Origin of the sequence: Enterovibrio baiacu (assembly GCF_004120195.1) — a bacterium.
Classification (GTDB): domain Bacteria; phylum Pseudomonadota; class Gammaproteobacteria; order Enterobacterales; family Vibrionaceae; genus Enterovibrio; species Enterovibrio baiacui.
Genome location: NZ_SCHN01000007.1, coordinates 368404 through 389957, shown reverse-complemented (window position 1 = coordinate 389957; position 21554 = coordinate 368404). Strand labels below are relative to the sequence as shown.

The 21554-nt window shown below is 48.7% G+C and carries 12 protein-coding genes; 7 read left to right on the top strand and 5 right to left on the bottom strand.

Going from position 1 to position 21554, the window contains the following annotated elements:
* The first annotated feature begins 3 nt into the window (after positions 1–3).
* Positions 4–603, top strand: coding sequence for a cytochrome c-type protein NapC (gene napC / locus EQP46_RS06485; RefSeq protein ID WP_129492950.1), 600 nt, complete (start codon positions 4–6; stop codon positions 601–603).
* A gap of 88 nt (positions 604–691) precedes the next feature.
* On the opposite strand, the gene EQP46_RS06480 is transcribed toward napC, so the two are convergent.
* Positions 692–1012: an HI1450 family dsDNA-mimic protein gene (locus EQP46_RS06480; RefSeq protein ID WP_129492862.1), complete on the bottom strand. Its 321-nt coding sequence runs from the start codon at positions 1010–1012 to the stop codon at positions 692–694.
* Positions 1013–1251: 239 nt separating this feature from the next.
* Here EQP46_RS06480 and EQP46_RS06475 point away from each other — a divergent pair, with 239 nt between their 5' ends.
* A complete protein-coding gene (locus tag EQP46_RS06475; RefSeq protein ID WP_129492861.1) occupies positions 1252–2040 on the top strand; it encodes a hypothetical protein in 789 nt (262 codons plus the stop codon).
* A 281-nt stretch (positions 2041–2321) separates the two neighbouring features.
* Positions 2322–3692, top strand: a complete 1371-nt coding sequence (locus EQP46_RS06470) for a YjiH family protein (protein WP_240671677.1) — start codon at positions 2322–2324, stop codon at positions 3690–3692.
* A gap of 90 nt (positions 3693–3782) precedes the next feature.
* Here the strand turns inward: EQP46_RS06470 and EQP46_RS06465 are convergent, their stop codons facing one another.
* Entirely contained in the window at positions 3783–4100 is a 318-nt protein-coding gene (locus EQP46_RS06465) for a hypothetical protein (protein WP_129492860.1), read from the bottom strand.
* Between the two features lie 342 nt (positions 4101–4442).
* Between EQP46_RS06465 and EQP46_RS06460 the strand changes: the two genes are divergently transcribed.
* Complete coding sequence (locus EQP46_RS06460) at positions 4443–5045, top strand: PGAP1-like alpha/beta domain-containing protein (RefSeq protein WP_129492859.1); 603 nt, start codon at positions 4443–4445, stop codon at positions 5043–5045.
* Positions 5046–5158: 113 nt separating this feature from the next.
* Here the strand turns inward: EQP46_RS06460 and EQP46_RS06455 are convergent, their stop codons facing one another.
* Complete coding sequence (locus EQP46_RS06455) at positions 5159–6442, bottom strand: DASH family cryptochrome (protein WP_129492858.1); 1284 nt, start codon at positions 6440–6442, stop codon at positions 5159–5161.
* A 472-nt stretch (positions 6443–6914) separates the two neighbouring features.
* On the opposite strand from EQP46_RS06455, the gene EQP46_RS06450 reads away from it, so the two are divergent.
* On the top strand, positions 6915–7250 hold the full coding sequence (locus tag EQP46_RS06450) for a hypothetical protein (protein ID WP_102316415.1): 336 nt from the start codon (positions 6915–6917) through the stop codon (positions 7248–7250).
* Between the two features lie 295 nt (positions 7251–7545).
* On the opposite strand, the gene EQP46_RS06445 is transcribed toward EQP46_RS06450, so the two are convergent.
* Both EQP46_RS06445 and EQP46_RS06440 read right to left on the bottom strand, forming a co-directional pair.
* Positions 7546–8172, bottom strand: coding sequence for an OmpA family protein (locus tag EQP46_RS06445; RefSeq protein ID WP_129492857.1), 627 nt, complete (start codon positions 8170–8172; stop codon positions 7546–7548).
* Positions 8169–9473: a TolC family outer membrane protein gene (locus EQP46_RS06440; RefSeq protein ID WP_240671676.1), complete on the bottom strand. Its 1305-nt coding sequence runs from the start codon at positions 9471–9473 to the stop codon at positions 8169–8171. The genes EQP46_RS06445 and EQP46_RS06440 overlap by 4 nt, the downstream gene beginning before the upstream one ends.
* A 602-nt stretch (positions 9474–10075) precedes the next feature.
* On the opposite strand from EQP46_RS06440, the gene EQP46_RS06435 reads away from it, so the two are divergent.
* Positions 10076–20326: a retention module-containing protein gene (locus EQP46_RS06435; RefSeq protein ID WP_129492855.1), complete on the top strand. Its 10251-nt coding sequence runs from the start codon at positions 10076–10078 to the stop codon at positions 20324–20326.
* A 127-nt stretch (positions 20327–20453) separates the two neighbouring features.
* Positions 20454–21482 carry a chemotaxis protein CheV gene (locus EQP46_RS06430; RefSeq protein ID WP_129492854.1) on the top strand — a complete coding sequence of 343 codons (1029 nt, stop codon included), beginning with the start codon at positions 20454–20456 and terminating at the stop codon, positions 21480–21482.
* Positions 21483–21554 lie beyond the last annotated feature (72 nt).

The following is a 21554-nucleotide window of genomic DNA, read 5'->3' as shown; positions in this document are numbered from 1 at the left end:
ATGATGAAAATACCCGGGTTTATCAAAAAAGGCTGGTCATGGTTTCGTAAACCTAGCCACTTAGCGATTGGCACAGTACTCATCATTGGCTTTGCCGCAGGCATTATTTTCTGGGGTGGGTTTAACACCGGCATGGAAATGACGAACCGAGAAGAGTTCTGTATCGGTTGTCATGAAATGCAAGACAATGTGTACCAAGAATACGTCGGCACGATTCACTACAGCAACCGCAGTGGTGTGCGTGCGACGTGTCCTGACTGTCACGTGCCTAAAGAATGGGGTCCTAAGATGATCCGTAAGATCCAAGCGAGTAAAGAACTGTATGCGAAAGCATTTGGCATTGTCGCCACGCCGCAGAAGTTCGAAGATCACCGTTTGGAAATGGCTACGCGTGAGTGGAGCCGGATGAAAGCGAACGACTCACAAGAGTGCCGTAACTGTCATAACTTTGAATACATGGATTTTAGCGCACAGAAGAATGTCGCAGCGAGCGTTCATGATCGTGCAGAAGAAGCAGGGCAGACCTGTATCGACTGTCACAAAGGTATTGCGCATAAACTGCCGCGCAACCACGACGCATCGAAAGAATTCAAATTTGATTGATGTATAGCAGTGAGTGTTAAAAATAAAAAGGCCAGCGACATAGCTGGCCTTTTTTTATGTGTTGTGCGGGCGCTTGCGCGTCATGCGCTTACTCGGCGCGTTTCCACAGCAAGTGACAGAATTTCTGCTCAGGATCGCGGCTTACTAACATGCGCACAAGCACATCGTTCAAGGTGTCTTCAGACGTGAGACCGATACGCACTTCAACGAATGTCTCACGGTCAACCTCAAACCCAACATGCTCTTCCCAATCACTTTCGGCATCCACGGCGATGCCAGCACCTTCTTCATCGAAACGGGCTTGAAACGCAAGAAGGTCATCGTAGTCGAGGTTGTCTTCTGCCATTTCATAGAAAATATCAAACGCCGTATCGAGGGTGTCATCAATTGAAAGTAGGCGGGTTTCCATAATCATTCACTCTTAGGTTTCTAACAGGTCTATTAAAGCATGTTAAAGATGGTTTCCCAAAGTGCGTTCTTGCCTCTCGTCGCGCAGAGAGTGCGCAAACAGACGGTTGGCGCACACACTATTGCTGGTCTGAATACGCTTTCTACTTCTAAAATAGAAGAGCAACTCAAGCATTTTGAACGCGATACGTTCAGCGCATTCCAAAGACATTGATTCTCGTCGCCAGAAAGGAGCGAAGTTTGTACAAAGCCAGCCCACGCCAAGGGTTACTGCCTGAGCTCGATAGCGAGCGTCCATTACAAGCACAGTTTGTTGAACCCGTTGCGACCGCTGTGCGTCAGCTTAAAGGTGCGTTAGGCGACACACTTCATAGTGCCTACCTATCTGGCGATATAGCGCATCGAATCGCAGCAGACAAAGCGACCATGAACCTGACGTTGGTGACACAACGTACGTTAAACGTGAATGAATATTCCATGTTGAATACAGTGCGCTTTCGTGTCGAGCAGGGCAATGATGCCATTAGTCGGGTTGCGATTGACGTCGTGCCAATCAACGATGTGAGGGATCTTGGCAATATCTTTAAATGGGGCTTTTTCTTAAAGCACTGCACGCAGTGCATTCAGGGCGATAACCTCGCACAAAGCTTTGGTCACTTTGAGGTGAGCTGGGAAGTGTGTAAAGCCATGAATGATGACTTGTCGGTGCGTTTACGCGAACTGAGGAATAAAGTCGCGATAGCAACCAAATGGGGCACTCAGTTGGATGCCGCAGAAGAAGCTGCATCAAGGTTGATCAAAGCCAGTTTTGGTTTGGTGGCTTACAAAGCCAATTGCTGGGAAGAAGAGTTAGAAGCGTGTTCGCGTGTGTTTTTAGAGTTTTACCCCGATAAAGCCTTGGAAATGGAACGTCTTTTCTACCTGATCCAACGAAAGCCTGTAAAAAAGCGTGCCGTGGTTGCCTTGTTGGACGCGCATTGGAAATGGGTGGTGGATGAGTACGAAAAAACCGATAGAAAGATTGGGTAGTTATGCAATACATGAATTGCGGGTTTCAGTGATAAACAATCGATTATATGGGCAATTAATCGTCTCGTGGCAAGAGTTAATATAACAACCGATTAACAATTAATGCGTGAAAAATAAACAGTATTTGCTTCCTAAGTGGTCAATAACATCGCTTTCGCTAATTTATTCAAAATAAGTGACTATTTATTATTTACAAGAGAAAAGAGTTAAATTAATCTTCGCTCAGTTAGTCACATTTAGTGAATATATATTTAGCAGCGCATTGCTCAGGAAGTCACGCCATGCAAAACACTCAGAAGATAGCAAAAGCATCATCATCGACACGGAATGTGTTGATGTTCCTCATTCCATCGCTACTCGGCATCTTGCTGTTCATGACGCCTGTCATGATCAACGGTGGGTTTACGATTCCTATTGCCGTTCTTGCAAAATCTTTGCTAGGGGTTTTGGGTAATTCTGCACCCGTTGTCGTTACCACCATCATTTTGGTCAGTGCCATCGGTTCTGTATTCGCGTTGGCATTCAAACCACGCTTCATTATGAACTCAACGTTTCTGTCAGGTCTTCTTTTAGCGACGCCAGTTTGGCTGACAGTGCGCATGTTGGGTGCCGCTTTTGTGTTAATGGCCTTCTTCGGCTTTGGTCCTGAGCACGTGATTGGTGGAGCAACCGGTGGTTTTGTGCTGGGTGACTTGCTACCAACCTTGCTTTCAGTGTTTGTGTTCGCGGGTTTGTTCCTGCCACTGCTGACCAACTTTGGTTTGCTTGAACTGATTGGTACCTTCATGACGCGCATCATGCGTCCGCTGTTTGGCTTACCAGGTCGTTCAGCTGTTGACTGTGCAAGTTCATGGTTAGGCGATGGCAGTGTTGCAATCCTGATGTCGAGCAAGCAATACGAGCAAGGTTACTACACAGAGCGTGAAGCAGCCGTTGTGGGCACGACCTTCTCAGTGGTTTCAATCAGCTTTAGCTTGGTGGTTATCGCGCAGGTAGGTTTGGAGCACATGTTCGTGCCATTTTACCTGACTGTGTGTTTGGCGGGTTTTGTTGCTGCTGTTGTCGTGCCACGTTTGCCACCACTTTGCTGGAAGAAAAACACCTTAGTGAATGGCGAAGAGAAAAGCCTAGAGCATGAAGCGTTGCCAGAAGGTGAAACGTTATTCAGTCACGGTGTGAAAACGGCGATTAATCGCGCATCAAAAATCCGTTCTTTGAGCGATGTGCTGAAAGAAGGCCTAGAGAACGCGGCTGACATGGTTTTTGGTGTGCTGCCTGTTGTCATGGCAATCGGTACTTCTGCACTGATCATTGCAGAATACACGCCAATCTTTACGATTCTGGGCATGCCATTCGTACCATTGCTTGAGTTACTACAGATCCCTGAAGCGGTTGCGGCGTCTGAAACCATGCTAGTGGGTATCGCAGACATGTTTATCCCAGCGGTACTGGCGGCAAACATTGATAACGAGATGACTCGTTTTGTGGTTGCAACCTTGTCGGTCACGCAATTGATTTACATGTCAGAAGTTGGCGCATTGCTACTGGGCAGCAAAATTCCGGTGAAAGCATGGGAACTGGTGATGATCTTCATCCTGCGTACCTTGGTGACACTGCCAGTTATCGCGGGCGTGGCTCACCTGATTTTCTAATCACTGTGTGAGCACCCTGAGTGAAGGAAGCGGCCATTGGCCGCTTTTTTTATATTTAGTGCTTCACGCTGAATGCGCGTAGAAAAGCATTCATTGGCTGGTGGTAGTATCTATCACGTCATCCACTTTCGCTTCCGCAGCCTGTTCCATTTTGCTCGCAGTCGCTTTGGTGTCGACCAACGCTGAATCTGCGCCGTCTTTGGCTTCTTTCATGGCTTGTTCGGATTGCACTTCTGCTTCTTTCGCCATCATATCAACATCTGTTTCAACGTTATTCACGACGGCTTTGATTTCTTCAACACGTTCTTCGGCAGTCATTTCAGCCACGCTTGCTTCGTCATCTGCGAGGGTAGAAAAAGGCAATATTGAAAATACCGTTGCGAGAATAGCGAGATTGCGATTTTTCATGGGTTGGCTCCTTAGTTAAATGTCCTCAAACAACCTGAAGATGAAGGGTTGAAAGGTTGTTTGGGTATCGTGCGCGTGACGATTAAGCATCACGATAAAGATACTCATCGGGTCACCTGTTTTGGTGTATTAAATGCGATACACCGAGCTCGAATAAATAGGCAAGCACGACGAGGTTCTTTTTTCGGTGTGTGTGTAACTGTGACGGCTGCCTAGCTACAAATTTTTTAATTGCTGCGACAATGGCTTATTCACTATCAGGTGTTTTTGTCGTTGAAGAGTGAAGGAGAGTGACAACAGCATTGTGTCTGATTGTCTAAAGAAAAACAGAAGGATGAACCGATGAAAATTATCCTGCTTCACGGCTTATATATGCATGGCATTGCCATGATCCCTTTGTGCAACCGCTTAAAAGAAGCGGGGCACGAAGTGCTTAATTTGTCTTACAACACCATTTCACCTGATACCCAAACCCTGTTCGGGGAAATGGATGCATTTATTGATGGTGATATCACCGCGATCGTTGCTCATTCCATGGGGGGCGTGATAACCCGCGCTTACATGGAAGCAGACAGCGAAATGAGTCACTTCGTTAAAACCGTCATCACCTTGGGGACGCCGCACCAAGGCTCAAAAATTGCGGAATACTTTAAAGAGGTGGGTATTGGCGACTGGATGTTTCAATCTGCCAGTGAATACCTCTTGCCAAAAGAAACGCCAACATGGCCGAAAGGGGCAGAGCTATACAGTATTGCGGGTGACATGCCTATTGGCCCAGCAAGGGTGTTGCTCAATGCAGAGCAAGGTGAAGCCTCTGATGGCACCGTTTTACTCAAAGAAACAGAGATTAAAGGCATGACGAGCCATGAAACCTTTCCTCTGACCCACACGGCGCTGATTTATGCCAAGCGCGTGAGCAATCGGATACTCGATATTCTGGCGTAGATAGACGCCACTGTCTTCTTCGTCTCACAGTGATTAATGAGGCTGGAGCGAAATAAGAAAAGGGCGATGAATGCATATTCATCGCCCTTCAGTTTATGGTTGCTATGTGCGTGTCAGTATTTCAGTAAGCTTTCAGGTGACGTCGCTTCTGCCCATTTATCAACAAACACGCCCTCAGGGTCGTATTCTTTTGCTAACGTGTTCACATCAAAGTGAGGGTGTCCATCGGGGTCTGCATCAACGCCTGCAACGACCTGCCAATTGCCATAGTTGGACGACACATCAAAGTCGATGAGTTGTTGTTCAAAGTAAGCCGCACCAAATCGCCAATCGACACCCAATTCGTTCACCAAGCAACTTGCCGCAATATGACGGCCACGATTCGACATCCAACCTGTTTGATTGAGCTGCCGCATGCAGGCATTCACAATAGGGAATTCCGTCGTGCCTTGTTCCCATGCTTTAAATTTTTCACTGTAGAAGCTGGTGAGAGGGCGCTTTTGTTTGAGGCCGTCAAAAGCAAACATTCTTGGGCCTTGAACATGCATCATCCATTGGTAATATTCACGCCACAGGAGCTCCGCTAAAATGGTACGGGTAGATTCGTCGCGCCCATGGCGATATTCATAGTTATCAAGTTCTGCCGCCACCATACGGGCTGACAACGAACCGTTCGCTAACCACGCTGAAAGACGCGATGAGAAGCGCCATCCGTCCAAGCAGTTGCGTGTGTCTTTGTAGTGTTTTAATCCCTGTGTTTTCCAGAAAAACTGGTTTAACTGTAAAGAGCCAGAATCTTCACCCCCGTGGTATGGCGTCAAATCGTACACAAACTCCTGTCCGTCCCAAAAGTCTCTACGCTCGTCCAGCGCGCTTGGTAAGGACTCAGGTGCGCTAATAGGAATGCATGGCAACAGGTTTTGATGATCGACATGACGTCGAAACTGGGTGAAGGTTTTTGGGAAATTGTCTTTGGTAAAATTGATTTGGTTTTGCAAATAGAGCGTAAAGCTTTCGCTGACACTCACTTCGCTCGGCAGCACGCGTTTAAGGTACGCGACTTGTTGTTGTTCGTTAACGCCGGGATGATCCGTCACGGTAACGAGGTCAATGCCATGGCGCTGGCAAATATCAGGAATGATCTCGAGTGGGTTACCGACTTTTACGACCAGCCGTTGCTTCCGTTTCTTGAGTTCGCATTCGAGCGAACGCAACGACTGATAAAGGAATTCTTCGCGGAAACGTCCCATATGTTTTGATTGAAAGTGGGTAGGACGAAACCACTCTGGATCGATGACAAAAAGCATAATGGCTTTTTCACAACGCCGTGTCAGCGTCACTAAAGCAGGGTTATCACCCAGCCTTAAATCATTCCTAAACCAAATTAGCCCTTTCATGTCGCCTCTCCTTCAATGTTGGTGAATTGGTGAGCGTCGCACGTGGTATTTTGGTTGTGTAATCTCCTTCCTTGGTGACATATTTCGAGGTTATTCAATTGAATACACCTCTATCTGTTTAACTTTAAAGAGATGATTCTTATTTACTAGAAGCTTAGCGCAAACGAGACAAAAGCAAGGTTAAGACAAATCGAATTGTGTGCCGGATCAAGCACTAAATCCCTACTCTATGGAGAAGTATCGTCAGTCCACAGCCTTAGTGAAGTATGAGTTTTTGGCGTTTCTGTAGGTTTAAACCGCTTGTTTACTACGTTTGTCGGCTTGATCTGAATAATTATTAGTTAGCGCTATTAGACACTTGGTGGATATGTCAGCCTTTTTTACGGTTTTAGATGGAATATGAATCATCGATGATTATTTGCGAGCGTTGTTTCTCTATATTTGGCTAAACGAGAAAAATAGAGAGAACGCTGTGACTGACAAACACCTTTCTGAGTCAGTGCGAAACGCACTGATCGGTATATCCGGAATTCGCGAAGAAATCGACAACCAGCGCGTGTACTTTTATCAACATGAACGCCTGTTCAGCATCATCGATGAAGACGGCCTTCAGTTCGTTGTTGGGGAAGAGTGCTTGAAGGAAGCGCTGCGGCGTCCAGGTGCGAAATTAGAGCAACCTGGCGGTAAACGCTGTAAAGGTGTCATCCGCGTTGCGCCAGACCAATGCACAGAGACAGAGCTCGATTTTTGGTTGTTGTTGGCACTGCCAACCAATCAAGGGACGATTGATCCCATCATTTTCCATTGAGCCGCCAAACCATCGTCTTTGCGTAATGGCTGTCGTCTGCGCGTGCCTGTGTCGCGATCAGCCCTAAAAATAGCGACTTGATGGAAATACCGGGGCAGGTGACGGGCAGGTGGTATTGATGCGTTCTGTGTTGTGCTCGCAAGCATGATGTGCAGACGCAATGATTCGGCGCTGTTCAATGTTGGTTTTTCTCGTTCGGTTTAAAAAAGCGCGTTATTTCGTATAAATACAAAAGAAAAGGGACTGATTAAATCAGTCCCTTTTTTTCGTTGCTTTTTGTAGTGATGTAGAACGGTTATTTGGACGTGTAGATAGTCCATTCCATCACGACACTTTCTTCTGTCGCTTTCACACCTGCCGTCACTCGACGGCTTAAGATTTCTGTACGCGATGCTGAATCTGCAATCACAGGGTCGCTTTCACCGTAGCCAATGATCTTTATACGACTTTTTTGAATACCTTGTCGTGTCAGCGCATCTCTCACAGAGCCCGCACGCGCTTGCGACAGCGCAATGTTGTGTGCATCTGACCCCGTTGGGCTTGCATAGCCTTTTAGCTCAACACGGGTTGCTGGGAAGGTTTTCATGAAGGTCGCCAGTTGACGGACTTCACCATTAAAGCTTGGTGGAATGACAGAAGAGTTATTTGCGAACAAGATGTGCAATTCATTCATCGCATTGAGCGCGACGATTTCCGCACATCCATCATTGTTCACTTCCGCGCCTAATGCCGTCGTGGTGCACAAATCACGGGCGTTGATCACGCCGTCTTTGTCATCATCTAACAGGCTGGCCGTTTGATCAGCCACGGGCGGGTTTGAAACTGTCGTGGAACATCCGGCGAGGCCGAACGTGCCTAGTAGTACAAAGGTTGAAAGTGTCAGTGTGAACTTGGTTGTTCCCAACCTTACTGCGTTCTTCATTGACTGTCTCCTTGATCGTCATAGACCGAGGTTTGCCATTCTTCTGGTGTATCTACACGCAGTTCAGAGAGCAGCAACCCCGTCGCGTTTAATACACGGTAGCGAGCGAGAATGCCTTCGAAGTGCGCATCGAGGTATGAGCGGCGCGCGTCGAACAGTTCATTTTCAGTGTTGAGTAGGTCAAGCAGGGTGCGTCGACCAATCAGGTATTGCTTCTCATACGCCGTCAGTGTTTTCGCCGAGGCATCAACATGTTGTTGTAAGAAGGTTGTTTGCTTCTCAGACAGTTCTTTCGCTGTCCACGCTAGGCGTGTACTTTCATTCAACATGCGGTGCGCATTGTTGCGAATGTTCTTCGCCTTGTTGATTTGATAGGCAGCGCTGCGAGCTTCTGCCGCATCTGTACCGCCACTGAACAGGTTGTAGCGCATGCGAAGCATGGCTTGGAACTCGTCAGTGTCGCCAGGTGAGCCGTCTAACTCTTCGCCCCATTCTTGTGAAGCTTCAATGGTGAACGTAGGGTAGAAATCACCTTTTGCCTGCTCGTATTGATAACGCGCAGCTTCAACATCGTTACTTGCAACATGAACAACAGGGTTGTTTTCTTTTGCTGCTGCGAGGGCATCAACCAGAGATTGTGGAATAAAAAGCGCATCGACTTCTGGTTTTACCAAGGCAGTAGGGCTTCGACCGACTACACGTTCAAACTCGGTGGTTTCGTCATCGAGGTTACTGCGCGCAGCGAGAAGGTTAGTGTGAGCTTGGGCCAAACGGCCTTCTACTTGAGAAAGGTCTGCCGTTGAACTGATGCCTGAGTCCGTGCGGCGTTTAATGTCTTTGTAGATGCGCTCATGGGTTTCAAGGTTTTTCACCGACAAATCCATAATAGATTCGGCTTTTAACACATTCAGGTAAACCTCGGCCACGCTCAGCGCTGTGTCTTGCGCCTCAGAAAGAAGTTGGAAACGCTGCGCTTCGGCTTCTGACTTAGTGCGTTTGATGTCGTTGTAGGTAATTGCTCCATCCCAAATAAGTTGGCGCAAACTGATGCGAACATCTCTGGGTTTGTAGTGGCCTTGGTTACTGTCGTTGTCATAGTCGGAATAACCGATGCCGGCTTCTAAATCGACAGATGGCAAATAACCGCCTTGTGATGCATCAATTTGCTCTTCTTGACTCTTGAATTGGTTATACGCTTCTCGAATGACTGGATTTTGAGACAGTGTCTCTGCTACAGCTTGCTCAAGCGACTGGGCAGCCACTGATGGAATGTACACAGAAACTGTTGCCGCGAGCATCATAATGCTCACTTTTGATTGTATGCTTTCGGTAAGTGAAGTCATTTTTTTAACTTGTTGGTTTTTTGGGTTAAATTCCGATTTAAAGCAAGTTGTACCAGTATTCGTCTGCGAGAATCGCTGTCTCTTTCGGGTATAGAACGGTTTCATGAATGCTCCCTCAAAGCGTTTTGATACTACGTTAAACGATAAATCTGTTCGTTTTTTACATGAATGAACGCAGGATATGTTGTCTAGAAGACCTGCCAAAATGGTCTTTTTTTCACGTTTTCAACAGGGCGTTCATCCCTATAAACCGCGAGAAATCACGTATTTGCTCGCGCCCATGTAAAAATAGGGCAAGTTAAACCCCTAATGACACCCCTAAAGTGGTTTATATCGCTCCGCTATCGTAAATGAGACAGGTCGAGACAAGATAAAAGCGACCAAACTGACTCCTGAGGGGTATATATGCGTTTTGTTTCGTTTGTCTGGCTGACAATTTTCATCGGTGCTGCCTTTTTCGCATTCACTCCTTTTTCTACCCATTTCTAACAAAATCAATTTGGCTTGAGGCTACTCACACGCTTTAGCTTTTTGATTAAGAAAAGTGAGGAGAAGAGCGTATGGCTGGCGAAGTGTTCGGTAATGGCGAGGGCAAAAGGGAGCAATCTAATGAACAGATTCAAACACCGTCTGCGGCGTTAACCTACGATGCGCAGCTCACTGTCATTGGTGGTCAGCTTTATGTCATCAGAGACGGTGTCGCAGAGCCTGTCCCGTTTGCTAACGGTGTATTAATTGGCGACACGATTGTCGCGAGGCCAAACGCCGAATACGTCGTGATGAAAAATGGCATTCCTGTGCGCGTCAATGAGCCTTGTGCAACCTGCATTCGTATTAACGAAGATGAAATTGAAGCGATTGCATTGGCGGAGAATTTTGATTTTAGAGAGTCCTCTCAGGCAGTTACCTTACTGAATGATGATATCAGTGCCTTGCAGGCTGCCATTTTGGCGGGGGGTGATCCAACCGATGAATTCGAACCGCCAGCCGCTGGTGGTGTGCTGAGTTCATCCATTAGTGGCTTTGCCATCATCGAATATAACTTCACCAGTGTATTAGCTGAGGCAGGTTTTTCGACCAGCTATTCACCTGAAACTGTCACGACGGTTGATGATGATGTCGCAATCATTCCTGCGTCTGGTGGCGAGTCGTTTGGGCTGTCAATCACGGAAGGTGATCTTGATGCGTTGAATGCAAGCGACGGATACCCGGTTACGGTCGATGCCTCACTGCTCGTTGCTTCTGGCTCTTTGCCCATTGACCCAAACAGCTTTGTATTCGACACCCTAGGGCTATCATCACTGCTTGCTGAACTCGCGTCTGAAACGAAGAGTGACGGCAATGCGGTGACGTATGCCATTAGCGATGACGGTAAAACCCTGACGGGAAGCGTTAACGGTGAAGCCGTGCTTACCCTTGCTTTATCGGGTGAGCCATCAGGAAGAGATGCCACCCTCAATGCCTCTATTACTTTGTATCAACCGCTCGATCATATTGCCGATGATGGAACAGGCTTGGTGCGTGTGGTCGGGGATGCCATCCTGTTTTCATTGCCGATTCAGGCGCTTGATGCGAGTGGAAATGCGTTGCGGGAAGCGATAGAGATGAACGTTGCCATCATTGATGGCAGCGACCCGTCAGTAAATCCAAACAGCCATGTCCACAATGAAAATGAACTCGAGTACGTATCAGAGCCCATCCCACTCAATATTGATATTAACAGTGATGCGCTCGCAAACGTGCGATTTAGCGCAACACCCGCGTTGGCCAGTGTGCTTGAGACAATCACCAGTAATGGTGAATCTACCCAATACACCATCACCGACAATGCAATCACGGTGACCTTGGCGTCAGACCCCTCTGTTACCGTGTTTTCTTTGACTCTCGTACCACAATCAGACGGAGCTTATGCGTATGTCGTGACGCAAAACGCGGCGTTGGATAATACCGACGACAAAGACAATATTCTTGTTCCCGTCACTGTCGATGTGACCGATAAAGATGGCGACACGGTGCAAGGCGCGTTCACTGTCTCATTGGAAGACGGCGACAATGCCTCCGGTTCGGCGGCAATTGTTTCCGGCGACTTTGGCATTGAAGAAAACATCCCGGGCACACCTGATGTGCCGGCTGTGGGAGAAATTACGCTTGATGCTGCGGCCGACAGATTACTGCCCGATACGCTCTTCATTTCCAATTTCAATGAAGAGCGGGGTGTGCCGGGGCTGGTGAGTGAACTTAATACGCTCAGTTCCGATGGAGAGGGGCTGACGTTCTCCATCGCATCAGGATCACCGTCAGGTACCATAGTGTTAAACGGTGTTAAGCCTGACGGTTCTGTTGTCGCGACATTAACGCTGACCTCGTCCCAAGCCGCTGACGGGAAGGGCATTGCAATTTCTTCTAATTGGACGCTTTCTGAACCGTTAGACCATGAAAATGGATCTACTTATAGCGCTAATCAGTGGGTTAAATTCATTCAAACCGTCGATGGGCAGGGAAGGACAGTTGAAACCTTTGTCATCGACGTTCAACTGCAAGCGCGTGATTCTGATGGTGACTTGCTCGATGCGCCGATCAACGTTTCATATTCTGTGATTGATGGGTTAACGCCCACCATTCAAGCGTCAGATTCCGACGTCACAGATCCTGCATTCAATGCTCAGCCTTCTGAAGTGACAACTACCCTAGGAGTTGTGGTGGGGAGTGATCGCATTGAATCCATTGTATGGAATGTTTCCCCTTCATTGACGACACAACTCGAGTCGTTGACCAGCAATGGCAATGCCTTGGCGTTGATTCCGGCTGGCATGGAAATTAATGGGTCGTCTGACCCGATAACCTTGGGGTATACCGCTGCAGATGGCACCGTCATCACTGTGCTTACGGTGACATTGCTACCTGAAACGGGGCGATACAAAGTGGTGTTATCTGAAGCCCTCGACCAATCAGACTCCGTGACCTTACCACTCGGTGTGCGCGTAACAGACGTGGATGGTGATTTCGATACCAGTGATTTCGACGTGGTGGTGCGAGATGGTGCGCCACCAAGCGTGAACCCTGTTGACGTTGATATTTCAGATCCCAAAACGGATTTGGTTAATCAAAAAGAAAGTATCAGCTTGGGGTTAACACAAGGGTCTGATGCGATTGAAAGTATCGTCTTTACGATTCCCTCCGGGTTAGAAGCCGCCTTAGATGCGCTCACCAGTAACGGTTATCAAACACGTGTTGAACCCGATCCGCTCTCAAGTGTAACCGATGAAATTCGCGTAGTGATTGACGACCCGTCTGCGCCGAATAACGGCGCAAATGTCCTGACCATATCGCTCGATGTCGACAGTGTTAACAAACCCACGGGGACCTATTCGGTCACTCAAGCGTTACCCATCGATCAACCTTCAGACACCATTGAACTGCCGATTGGCGTAAAAGTGACAGACACTGATGGTGATACTGCTAACGGAGAATTCACCATCACGCTCAACGATGTGGATCCTTTGGTTACACCGTCTGAAGATATTGTTGTTTCTGTGGATGAGCCAGATTTGACCCCTGAAGGTGCTGATACGGGGTATCCCGATTCGTCATCAACCCAATTTAATATCGGCGCGGTAACCGACAGGTTGTTACCAAGCAGTATTGGCATCGCCGCCGATGCGGTATCTGATGTGCTCACCGCCCTGAATGCGAGCCTCACCAGTGCAGGGCAGGCACTTAGTTTCATCTATGACGATGCCAGTGCAACACTCACGGGCACAGTGAATGGCAATGAAGCCATAGTGATCAGTTTTCGAGCTGACCAATCGGTTGGAGGCCTGGGTTTAGCGGTAACAGCATCTGTAAAAATTTCGATGCCCATTGATCATCTCGACAATGCAAACACGACTGGCATTGTCGTGATAGACGGTGATCAGATTCAAATCCAGATCCCCGTTCAGGCGAAAGACAGCGATGGAGATGTGTTGGCTGCGCCCATTGACGTGCGTGTGAACATTATTGACGGTGTGCCGCCTGTTATCGCGAGCGCGCCAGCGTTAACGGTTGAAGAAAGCGATATTAACGCGAATGGCAGCGGTTCAAACGCAAACCGTGCGGGCACAACCCCGGGCGGTACCGGGACTGATGGCGATACGGCACGCGGCAAATTGGTTGTGGATAGTGGAAGTGACACTGTCACTGACTATGCGCTAGACGTAGACTTATTTGCTGCGAATAACACGATTACCTCTCATGGTGTCGCGGTGACGTTGTCGGAGCCTGTCCAATCGGGCGACTCGAAAGTGTATACCGGATACGCAGGCACACGCCCTGTGTTTACGGTGACCTTGAGTAGCCAAGGCGTTTACACCTTTACCTTGACCGGTGCGCTTGATCACTCGGTTCAAGGCAAAGATACCGTGTCTGTGCAACTGCCTATTCGCGTGACGGATGCCGATGGTGATGTCAGTGAGGCGAAAAATATTCTCGTCAATGTTGTGGATGATGTGCCGTTCTCACTTGAAACGGATGGCGTAGGTGTTGGCGGCGGTAGTTTAGTCACCGAAGAAGGTGAGTCTTCTTCTCGCGTCACCATTTTGCCCAGCCGAAACCGAGGGGCAGACGATGCCGTGATCAAATCTGTCACCATCAATGGCGAGCAGCATGAGTTGGTTCAAGGGGTAAACAACCGTTTTACCGTCACCGAAGGTGTGGGTGGACAAGCATTAGGGATTTTGGTTATTCAAAGTAGCGGTAACGTTCAGTTTATCGCGAACCCAGACATTGACCATTTGGGGACGACGGAAAGCCGGATTGAAGAGAGTTTTAGCTACGAGATCCTGGATGGAGACGGCGACATCGTTGTTGGCACCACCCAAATTGTGGTGGTGGATAATGAACCGCAATTGATTGTGGTGAATACGAGTGGCATTGAAGATCAAGGTCGAGACCAAGATCCGAATGATGAAAACGTGCTGAATCCTGAAAATGGCATCGAGGTCAGCATCACGGTTGATGTGGGGGACAGCGACCAAGGTGAACATGTTGACCATGTACTCATTACCTTGCCGAATGACGCTCATGGCACGTTTTACGCAAACGGCACGGCGATTCCTATCTCAGGCGGTCAAGTCAGGCTAGACGGCGCGCTGTTTTCTCCCGATGATCAAAATGAATTGTGGACGCTGCAAAACGTCACCTTCGTGCCTGACCAAGATTACTCGGCCGCCAGTGGTGTGCCGTCGTTTACCGTGACAGGGTTTGTAGAAGACAACCAAGGCAATCAGCGACAACTTGCCGATCAAACGTTCACCATCACTGTTGATGGCATCGCGGATACGCCGCAATGGAATGACGCGGACTCCGTGCTGTTTTACAGCATTGCAGAAGACAGCGACGGCGCTACCTTGAATCTTGTCGCCGATCTGCAAGATGCGGACAACTCTGAAACGCTTCAGTATTTCGTCACCTTACAGAGCGGCGAGGGAACCTTGTTGCTCAATGGGCAAACATTGTCGCCCGTGAATGGCCAGTATGAAATTGCTGCAGCCGATATCAATAACATCGTGGTAAAACCGAATGAGCACTTTGCGGGCGACATTACCTTGTCTGTGATTGCGCAGAGTAAAGAATCTTCGCCCTTTGTATCGGGTCAACAAACGGCAGACTCAGACGCGAGAACCATCACCGTGGCCGTTGATCCGGTGGCTGATACCACCACCTTGAAAGTCAATCGTGCAACCGGTTTGGAAGATACCGCCATCGATCTCGCCCCGCTTATCAGTCTGACGGATTCTGCGGATATGGATGGCTCGGAAGCGTTGTATGTGTGGATTTCAGACATCCCAGAAGGCGCGACCTTATTACTGGCTGACGGTTCTGAGGTGACAGACATCAACGGTGTTTACGAAATCGCTTATACGGAAGTGCCAGGTTTAACCTTCTTGCCGCCACCTGAAGCCAACGGCAACTTTTCCATTAACGTTCGAGGTGTGGTGAAAGACACCGTAACGATCACGAATGCCGCTGGCGTGGCGTCGAGTGTCACTTCCATCAGCGAAACAGCATCAAAAGTGCTAAATATTGCGGTGAAAGGTGTCGCCGACGAACCGGTTATCACGGCTGACACAGGCAATGTGTGGACACCCATTATTGAAAGCGGCATAGAAACTGGCATCGAAACCACGATTAAAGAAGACGGTTCGGTATCACTGTCGTTCCAAATCAAATCGGGTGAAGACGGTAAAGCACTCGCGGGAGATAACTCTGAAACGTTAACCACACTGGTCACCAATATCCCATCCGGTGTGACGCTTTACGATAGCAATGAGCAGGAAATAAACCTGGTTTATGCCGGGGTGGATGCGCAAGGTGAACCTCAGTATCAGGCTAAGGTAGATGGCTTAGAAGACGTTGAGTTGGTTCCTCCTCTAGGGAGCACAGAAGACATCACTTTGGACGTGATCATCGTGGTCACGGAAGACGATGGTGACACGCTGACAGTGCGTAAAGAAGTGGTCGTGCACATTGAGCCAAGCATTGATGCGTCGGATTTCACCTTGGGGTCACAAGGCAACGAAGATGCGAACATTGCCATAAATTGGCGTCCTTCTACCGACCAAGGATTCACGGATAACAACGAATCCATTATCGCAATCGCATTCAACATGTCGGCATCAGCCATTGCTGCTGGATACACCTTGACGATTCAGGGCGAGACCACGCCGTTAACCTTTGTGAATGGTGAGGTCGTGTTGACCAATGCACAAGTCGCGGCATTAAACGGTGGCAGTAACGTACTGCTCAACGCACCAGACAACTCGGATGCTGACCGTGATCTGGGGCTGAGCGTCGCGCTGACGGTGCAACAAACGGACGCTGATTCCTCTGTGATTGATTCAAAAGTTATCACGGGTGATCTTGATGTCGTGATCCGCGCTGTGGTTGAAGATGGCACCATCGCACTCCTTAATGGCAGTGATGCGCCAGTGACCACGGTGAGTGACAACGGAACAGGGACGATTTCACTGTCTGCCTCAGATCAACGCTTAGCGTTTGTCACGGATGAAGGTATCAACACCGACGGTTCGAGTGAGGAAGTGATCGATTCGGTGGTGATTTCCATTGTGAAAGATGCGGCAGGTACCGCGTTCGATCCGCCAGACCAAGCCTTCTTCGATAATTTCTTCATTGAAGGCGGCATTAATAATGGTGATGGCAGTTGGACGGTGCCGAAAAGTGGATTAGCGCAACTGGAAATATCCACGTCGAACCCCGTGAGTGAGCCTGTTTTTATTAAAGTGGTTGCAGAAGTGCAAGACCAAGGCGACAACAATGAAGGCGATGTGAGCGCCATTGATGAACAAGCGCCCGTTGTACTTACGCTTAACTTCACCGGTTCAACGGACAACATCCAAGAAGCCGGTGCCGTGACCTTAGTGGATGTACAAAACATCACTGGAGTTGAAGACACCAGTGTTGATTTGGGCACTCAGTTGAACGGGCGTATCGTTATCGACAGTGCAGACGCAGCGGATGATGAACTCAGTTTGATCATCAAAGCCGGTGACTTACCCGCTAATGTGTCTGTGACAGGCATGGAGTTTAATTACGAAACCAGTGAATACGTGGCGAAAGTCACCGTGGGAAGTGGCGGCGAATACGATCTTTCGAGCATAGGGTTAGGGCTGCCGACGCATTTCGCAGGGGATTTCGTGATTCCTATAAAATGGGTAACGACGGACACCGTGAGCGGTAATACAAAAGAAACTGACGACAGCTTGACCGTGGTTGTCGCGCCAGAAGTTGATGGTGTGTCTGTCAACGTTACTGTGCTGGAAACGGATGGGTTAGGGGCAGACAAACAACCCGTTACCGATCCCGCCGATGTGGTGCCTATTGCCGGAAAAGCGTTCGAAGATGGGATTGTAAAACTGGCGTTTACGACGGTATTGGACGATCCGGATACCGACATTAAACAAGGCGTAGAAACCGTTACACAGATTGTCCTGACCGTAGACAGTGACATGGGGCAGTTTGTGGATGAAAACGGTTTAAATGGCGCACAAAGCATTACCGTGACGGAAGCTGAACTCTCTTCTCTCTATTTCAAGCCTGCTGAGAATTACAGTGGCCCGGTGACGGTGTCCGTGAAAACGACGGTGACAGACACGGCTCAAAACGATGACGCTGGTTTACCCGATGCCACTTCAACGCAGGAAGTGACCAATCAAGTCTCGTTCAATGTGGTTGCTGTGCATGATCCCGTCGACTTTTCTGGTAATACGTCTCCGATTGAAGGTAACGAAGACGAAACCGGCGGCATTCGGTTGACAGGATTAGAAGCAAAACTCACCGATCTGGATGGGTCTGAGCACATCGTCTCCGTCAAACTTACTGGCTTACCAGATGATTTTCAAGTATCAACGCTTGGCAGTCACTTAGTGCAAAACAGCGGGGGCGGAGAATGGACAATCAGTGTTCCCGCGAACAGCACGACCATTGATTTCAGCGATATCGTGGTGATCCCGCCGAATAACTTTAGCGGCACCTTCAATGTCGGGCTCGTTGTTTACACTGACGAGGCAACCTTGTCCTCGCCAGAAGCCCATTCTACGTCCGTTGATATTCAAGTTAACCCCATTGGCGATGGCGTTGATACAGACATCACCACGTCTGTCGAAGGGGCGGAAGATGAAACCATCACGCTGCCGCTCGATATTCAGGTAATAGACAAATCACAAAGTTACAACGGCGGAATCAGCGCGATTTCTGAAAACCCTGCAGAGACGATAAAAATTGTTGTCACCAATGTGCCGGATTCGGCCACGCTGAATTTACCAAGCGATGTGGCACCTGGCAGCAGTGCGGTCAAACAGCCCGATGGAAGCTGGATCATTATTGCCAATCAAACGGCATTGTCATCGTTACTTTTCACACCGGGAGATGCTAACGAACTCAATTGGGATGGGCAGTTGTCTGTGTCTATTCGCGCTGTCGATAACGGCGTAGAAGCGGAAAGCACGCTATGGGTGAATCAAACGATAGATGTGACGGTGTCACCTGTTAATGACTCCCCTGAACTGACAGTGCCTGCGACGGCATTAACGGTCGATGAAGACACGCCTCTCTTGATTGAATCGATTCGCGTTAAAGACATCGATGCCAATGAAAGCAGTGGTCACTCGATAACCGTTGAAATCGCCGCAGTGGACGGTGTCTTGTCCATTCCAACCTCTGCCGATACCACAGGCATAACGATCACCGGCGCAGGAACGGCAACCCTCAAGCTGGAAGGCGCGTTGGATGCCATCAATGCATTGCTGGGGGAATCCGGCAGTGGTGGGGTTTTGTATACCGGGGATCTGAACTTCGCTGGTGAAGACACGTTAACCGTGTCTGTTAACGACAATGGCAACACAGGAACGGGCGGAGAACACACGGACGCTGATACGTTCATGGTGAACGTCACGCCAAAACCTGATGCACCCACCTTGGTGTTGAACAATGCACAATCTGCATCTGTGGGTGGTGCGACCGCAGCGATCATTCCACTTCTGGGCTTGGTGGCAGCACTGACCGATGCGGCTGAAACCCTGAGTGTGGAAATTCGTGGTATTCCTAACGATATGACGTTTGTTAATTCACAAGGCGTCGCGATTGGCACGGGGCCGGTTGGTGGTGTTCTAACGCTCACGCCTTCAGAACTTGCACAGCTTCATGTCACTGGGAATACAGTGCAATCGACAACCGTACAGGTCGTGGCTATTTCTTCGACAGACGCTGAGCGTGCAGAATCGTCTGCCATTGATCTCAACATTTCCTTCAGCAACCCAAGCCAAGGTGCACTTGCTGCGCAAGATGCGTCTGCCGAAAACATTGTTGTATCAGGCTCGGAAGCCGCGACGTTAGAGGGGGGCGCGAAAAACGACACCTTGATTGGTGGCTTGGGCGAAGACATTTTAACGGGTGGACAAGGAAACGATACGCTGTGGGGCGGCGATCAGAGTGGAAGCGGTGATAGTGCCAAAGATCGCTTCGTATGGACGGCGTCCGATCTGGGCTCAAGCACTGCGCCTTCTACAGATACCATCATGGATTTCGAGCCGAATCTCGATGTCATTGATTTGAGTGCTGCGGTTGATGTGGCGCAACTCGCGAGCTTCGATGCACTCGCACAATCTTTGTCATTGTCCGAATCAAACGGTGATGCGCAATTAAGCATCATTAACGGCGGGAATGAGGTTCAGCACATTGTGTTTTCTGGCGTGGATCTGGATGCGCTAGTCGGAAGCGCGTCATCAGGGCTTTCTCAGTCTGCATTGTTAGCCGCGGTAGTGAATAACGGCAGTTTGTACCTAGGCGACACGATGGGAAGCGCTGCCGATGACATGCTGTCTGCGCAAGCGGGAGGCCAAAGTCTGTTTGGATTCGATGGCAATGACACGCTTCAAGCGGGCACGGGCAACGATATCTTGACGGGGGGAGCGGGAAGTGACGTGTTTACTTGGCTGGAATCATCGCTAAGCACTCCTGTAAGTAGTGACACCGTCACAGATTTTTCATTGGGAGAGGATGTGTTAGACATCAGTGGCTTACTCCCAGACTTAGGCGTTAATCCTGATGTGAACGATTTACTGCCTTACGTTGATGAAGCGACTGTGGATGCCCAAGGCACTATCGCGTTAGCGCTTATCTCTGGCAACCAGCAGCAAGACATTGTATTGCAACACATGGACATCTCTAGCTCGGGTTTGAACCTTGCTGCGGGCGCGGAAACCAGCGCGATTATCAATGCATTGATTGAGCAACAAGCCTTAAAAGTAGACTGAGCAATTCGTGTTGATTTGAGATGGGGCGCGATAAAATTCGATTAATGAGGCATTTGTTTATAGATCGTGACTATGCTGTAAAAGTGCATTTTTTCATTTCCGCTTCATAAACCCATCGAGATTTGGCATGAGTACAGAACCAAAAAGTTCAATCTTGACAGAGAGTGGAACCAACGAGCTCGAAATTATCGAGTTTAGCTTGCTAAAGAAACAGCCAGACGGTTCCAAGAAAATTTGTTATTACGGCATTAACGTAGCGAAAGTTAGAGAAGTTATACGCGTGCCAGACACAACGGATTACCCCAACGCGCAACCCAATGTGCTTGGTGTGTTTTCGTTGCGAGGAAAACTCATTCCTCTGGTCGATCTCGCCAGTTGGTTGGGTGTGCCTACCGAGAACGATCTCGAAAACAAAGTCGTTATCGTGACCGATTTTAACCGAATGGCGAACGGCTTTTTAGTGGATACCGTGAGTCGTATACACCGCATTTCTTGGGAAGAGGTGGAGTCGCCATCCCAGTTCCTAGAGGCATCAGAGCAAGATTGTGTGGTGGCGGTTGTTCGACAGAACACCAACCTCATCATGATCCTCGACTTCGAGAAAGTCATTGCAGACATCAATCCTGAATTGAGTATGGAAAAATACGATGTCACCAAAGACAAACGTGTTGTCATTGATGATGCCATGGTGGCGAAGCGTGAAGCGAAAACCATTATGGTGGTGGATGACTCCGCCTTCATACGTCGCTTGATTGAAAATACGCTGCGCTCTGCGGGGTACAATGTCATTACAGCCAAAGACGGTGGGCAGGCGTTAGATTCTCTTACCGAGTTTGTTCGCTTGTGTAGCGAAGAAAACCTGCCGATTTCAGAGTTCGTCGACGGTATTGTTACCGATGTGGAAATGCCGAAGATGGACGGTATGCACTTGGTGAAACGTCTTCGCGAAATTGAAGAATACAAAACGATTCCCATCGTGATGTTCTCGTCATTAATGAGTGATGATAACCGCCGTAAAGCGATTGAACTCGGTGCGAATGACACGATCACCAAACCAGAAATTGGTCGCATGGTAGGCTTGATGGACAGTTTTGTGCTGAATATCGAACCGCCTCCCGTGTCAGGCATTAAACCCAAGTCAGAAGGCGAAGAATAAGCGTCTGAGGTTCGAAACACTGAAAAAGAAAAGCGCCGTAAAGGCGCTTTTTTAGCTTTATCAGTTTTGTTT

Bases quoted from the DNA above. Each gene is read 5' to 3' on its own strand.
- EQP46_RS06435 (WP_129492855.1), top strand. From the start codon at position 10,076: ATGGCTGGCGAAGTGTTCGGTAATGGCGAGGGCAAAAGGGAGCAATCT.
- EQP46_RS06430 (WP_129492854.1), top strand. From the start codon at position 20,454: ATGAGTACAGAACCAAAAAGTTCAATCTTGACAGAGAGTGGAACCAAC.
- napC (WP_129492950.1), top strand. From the start codon at position 4: ATGAAAATACCCGGGTTTATCAAAAAAGGCTGGTCATGGTTTCGTAAA.
- EQP46_RS06480 (WP_129492862.1), bottom strand. From the start codon at position 1,012: ATGGAAACCCGCCTACTTTCAATTGATGACACCCTCGATACGGCGTTT.
- EQP46_RS06460 (WP_129492859.1), top strand. From the start codon at position 4,443: ATGAAAATTATCCTGCTTCACGGCTTATATATGCATGGCATTGCCATG.
- EQP46_RS06440 (WP_240671676.1), bottom strand. From the start codon at position 9,473: ATGATGCTCGCGGCAACAGTTTCTGTGTACATTCCATCAGTGGCTGCC.
- EQP46_RS06470 (WP_240671677.1), top strand. From the start codon at position 2,322: ATGCAAAACACTCAGAAGATAGCAAAAGCATCATCATCGACACGGAAT.
- EQP46_RS06465 (WP_129492860.1), bottom strand. From the start codon at position 4,100: ATGAAAAATCGCAATCTCGCTATTCTCGCAACGGTATTTTCAATATTG.
- EQP46_RS06445 (WP_129492857.1), bottom strand. From the start codon at position 8,172: ATGAAGAACGCAGTAAGGTTGGGAACAACCAAGTTCACACTGACACTT.
- EQP46_RS06455 (WP_129492858.1), bottom strand. From the start codon at position 6,442: ATGAAAGGGCTAATTTGGTTTAGGAATGATTTAAGGCTGGGTGATAAC.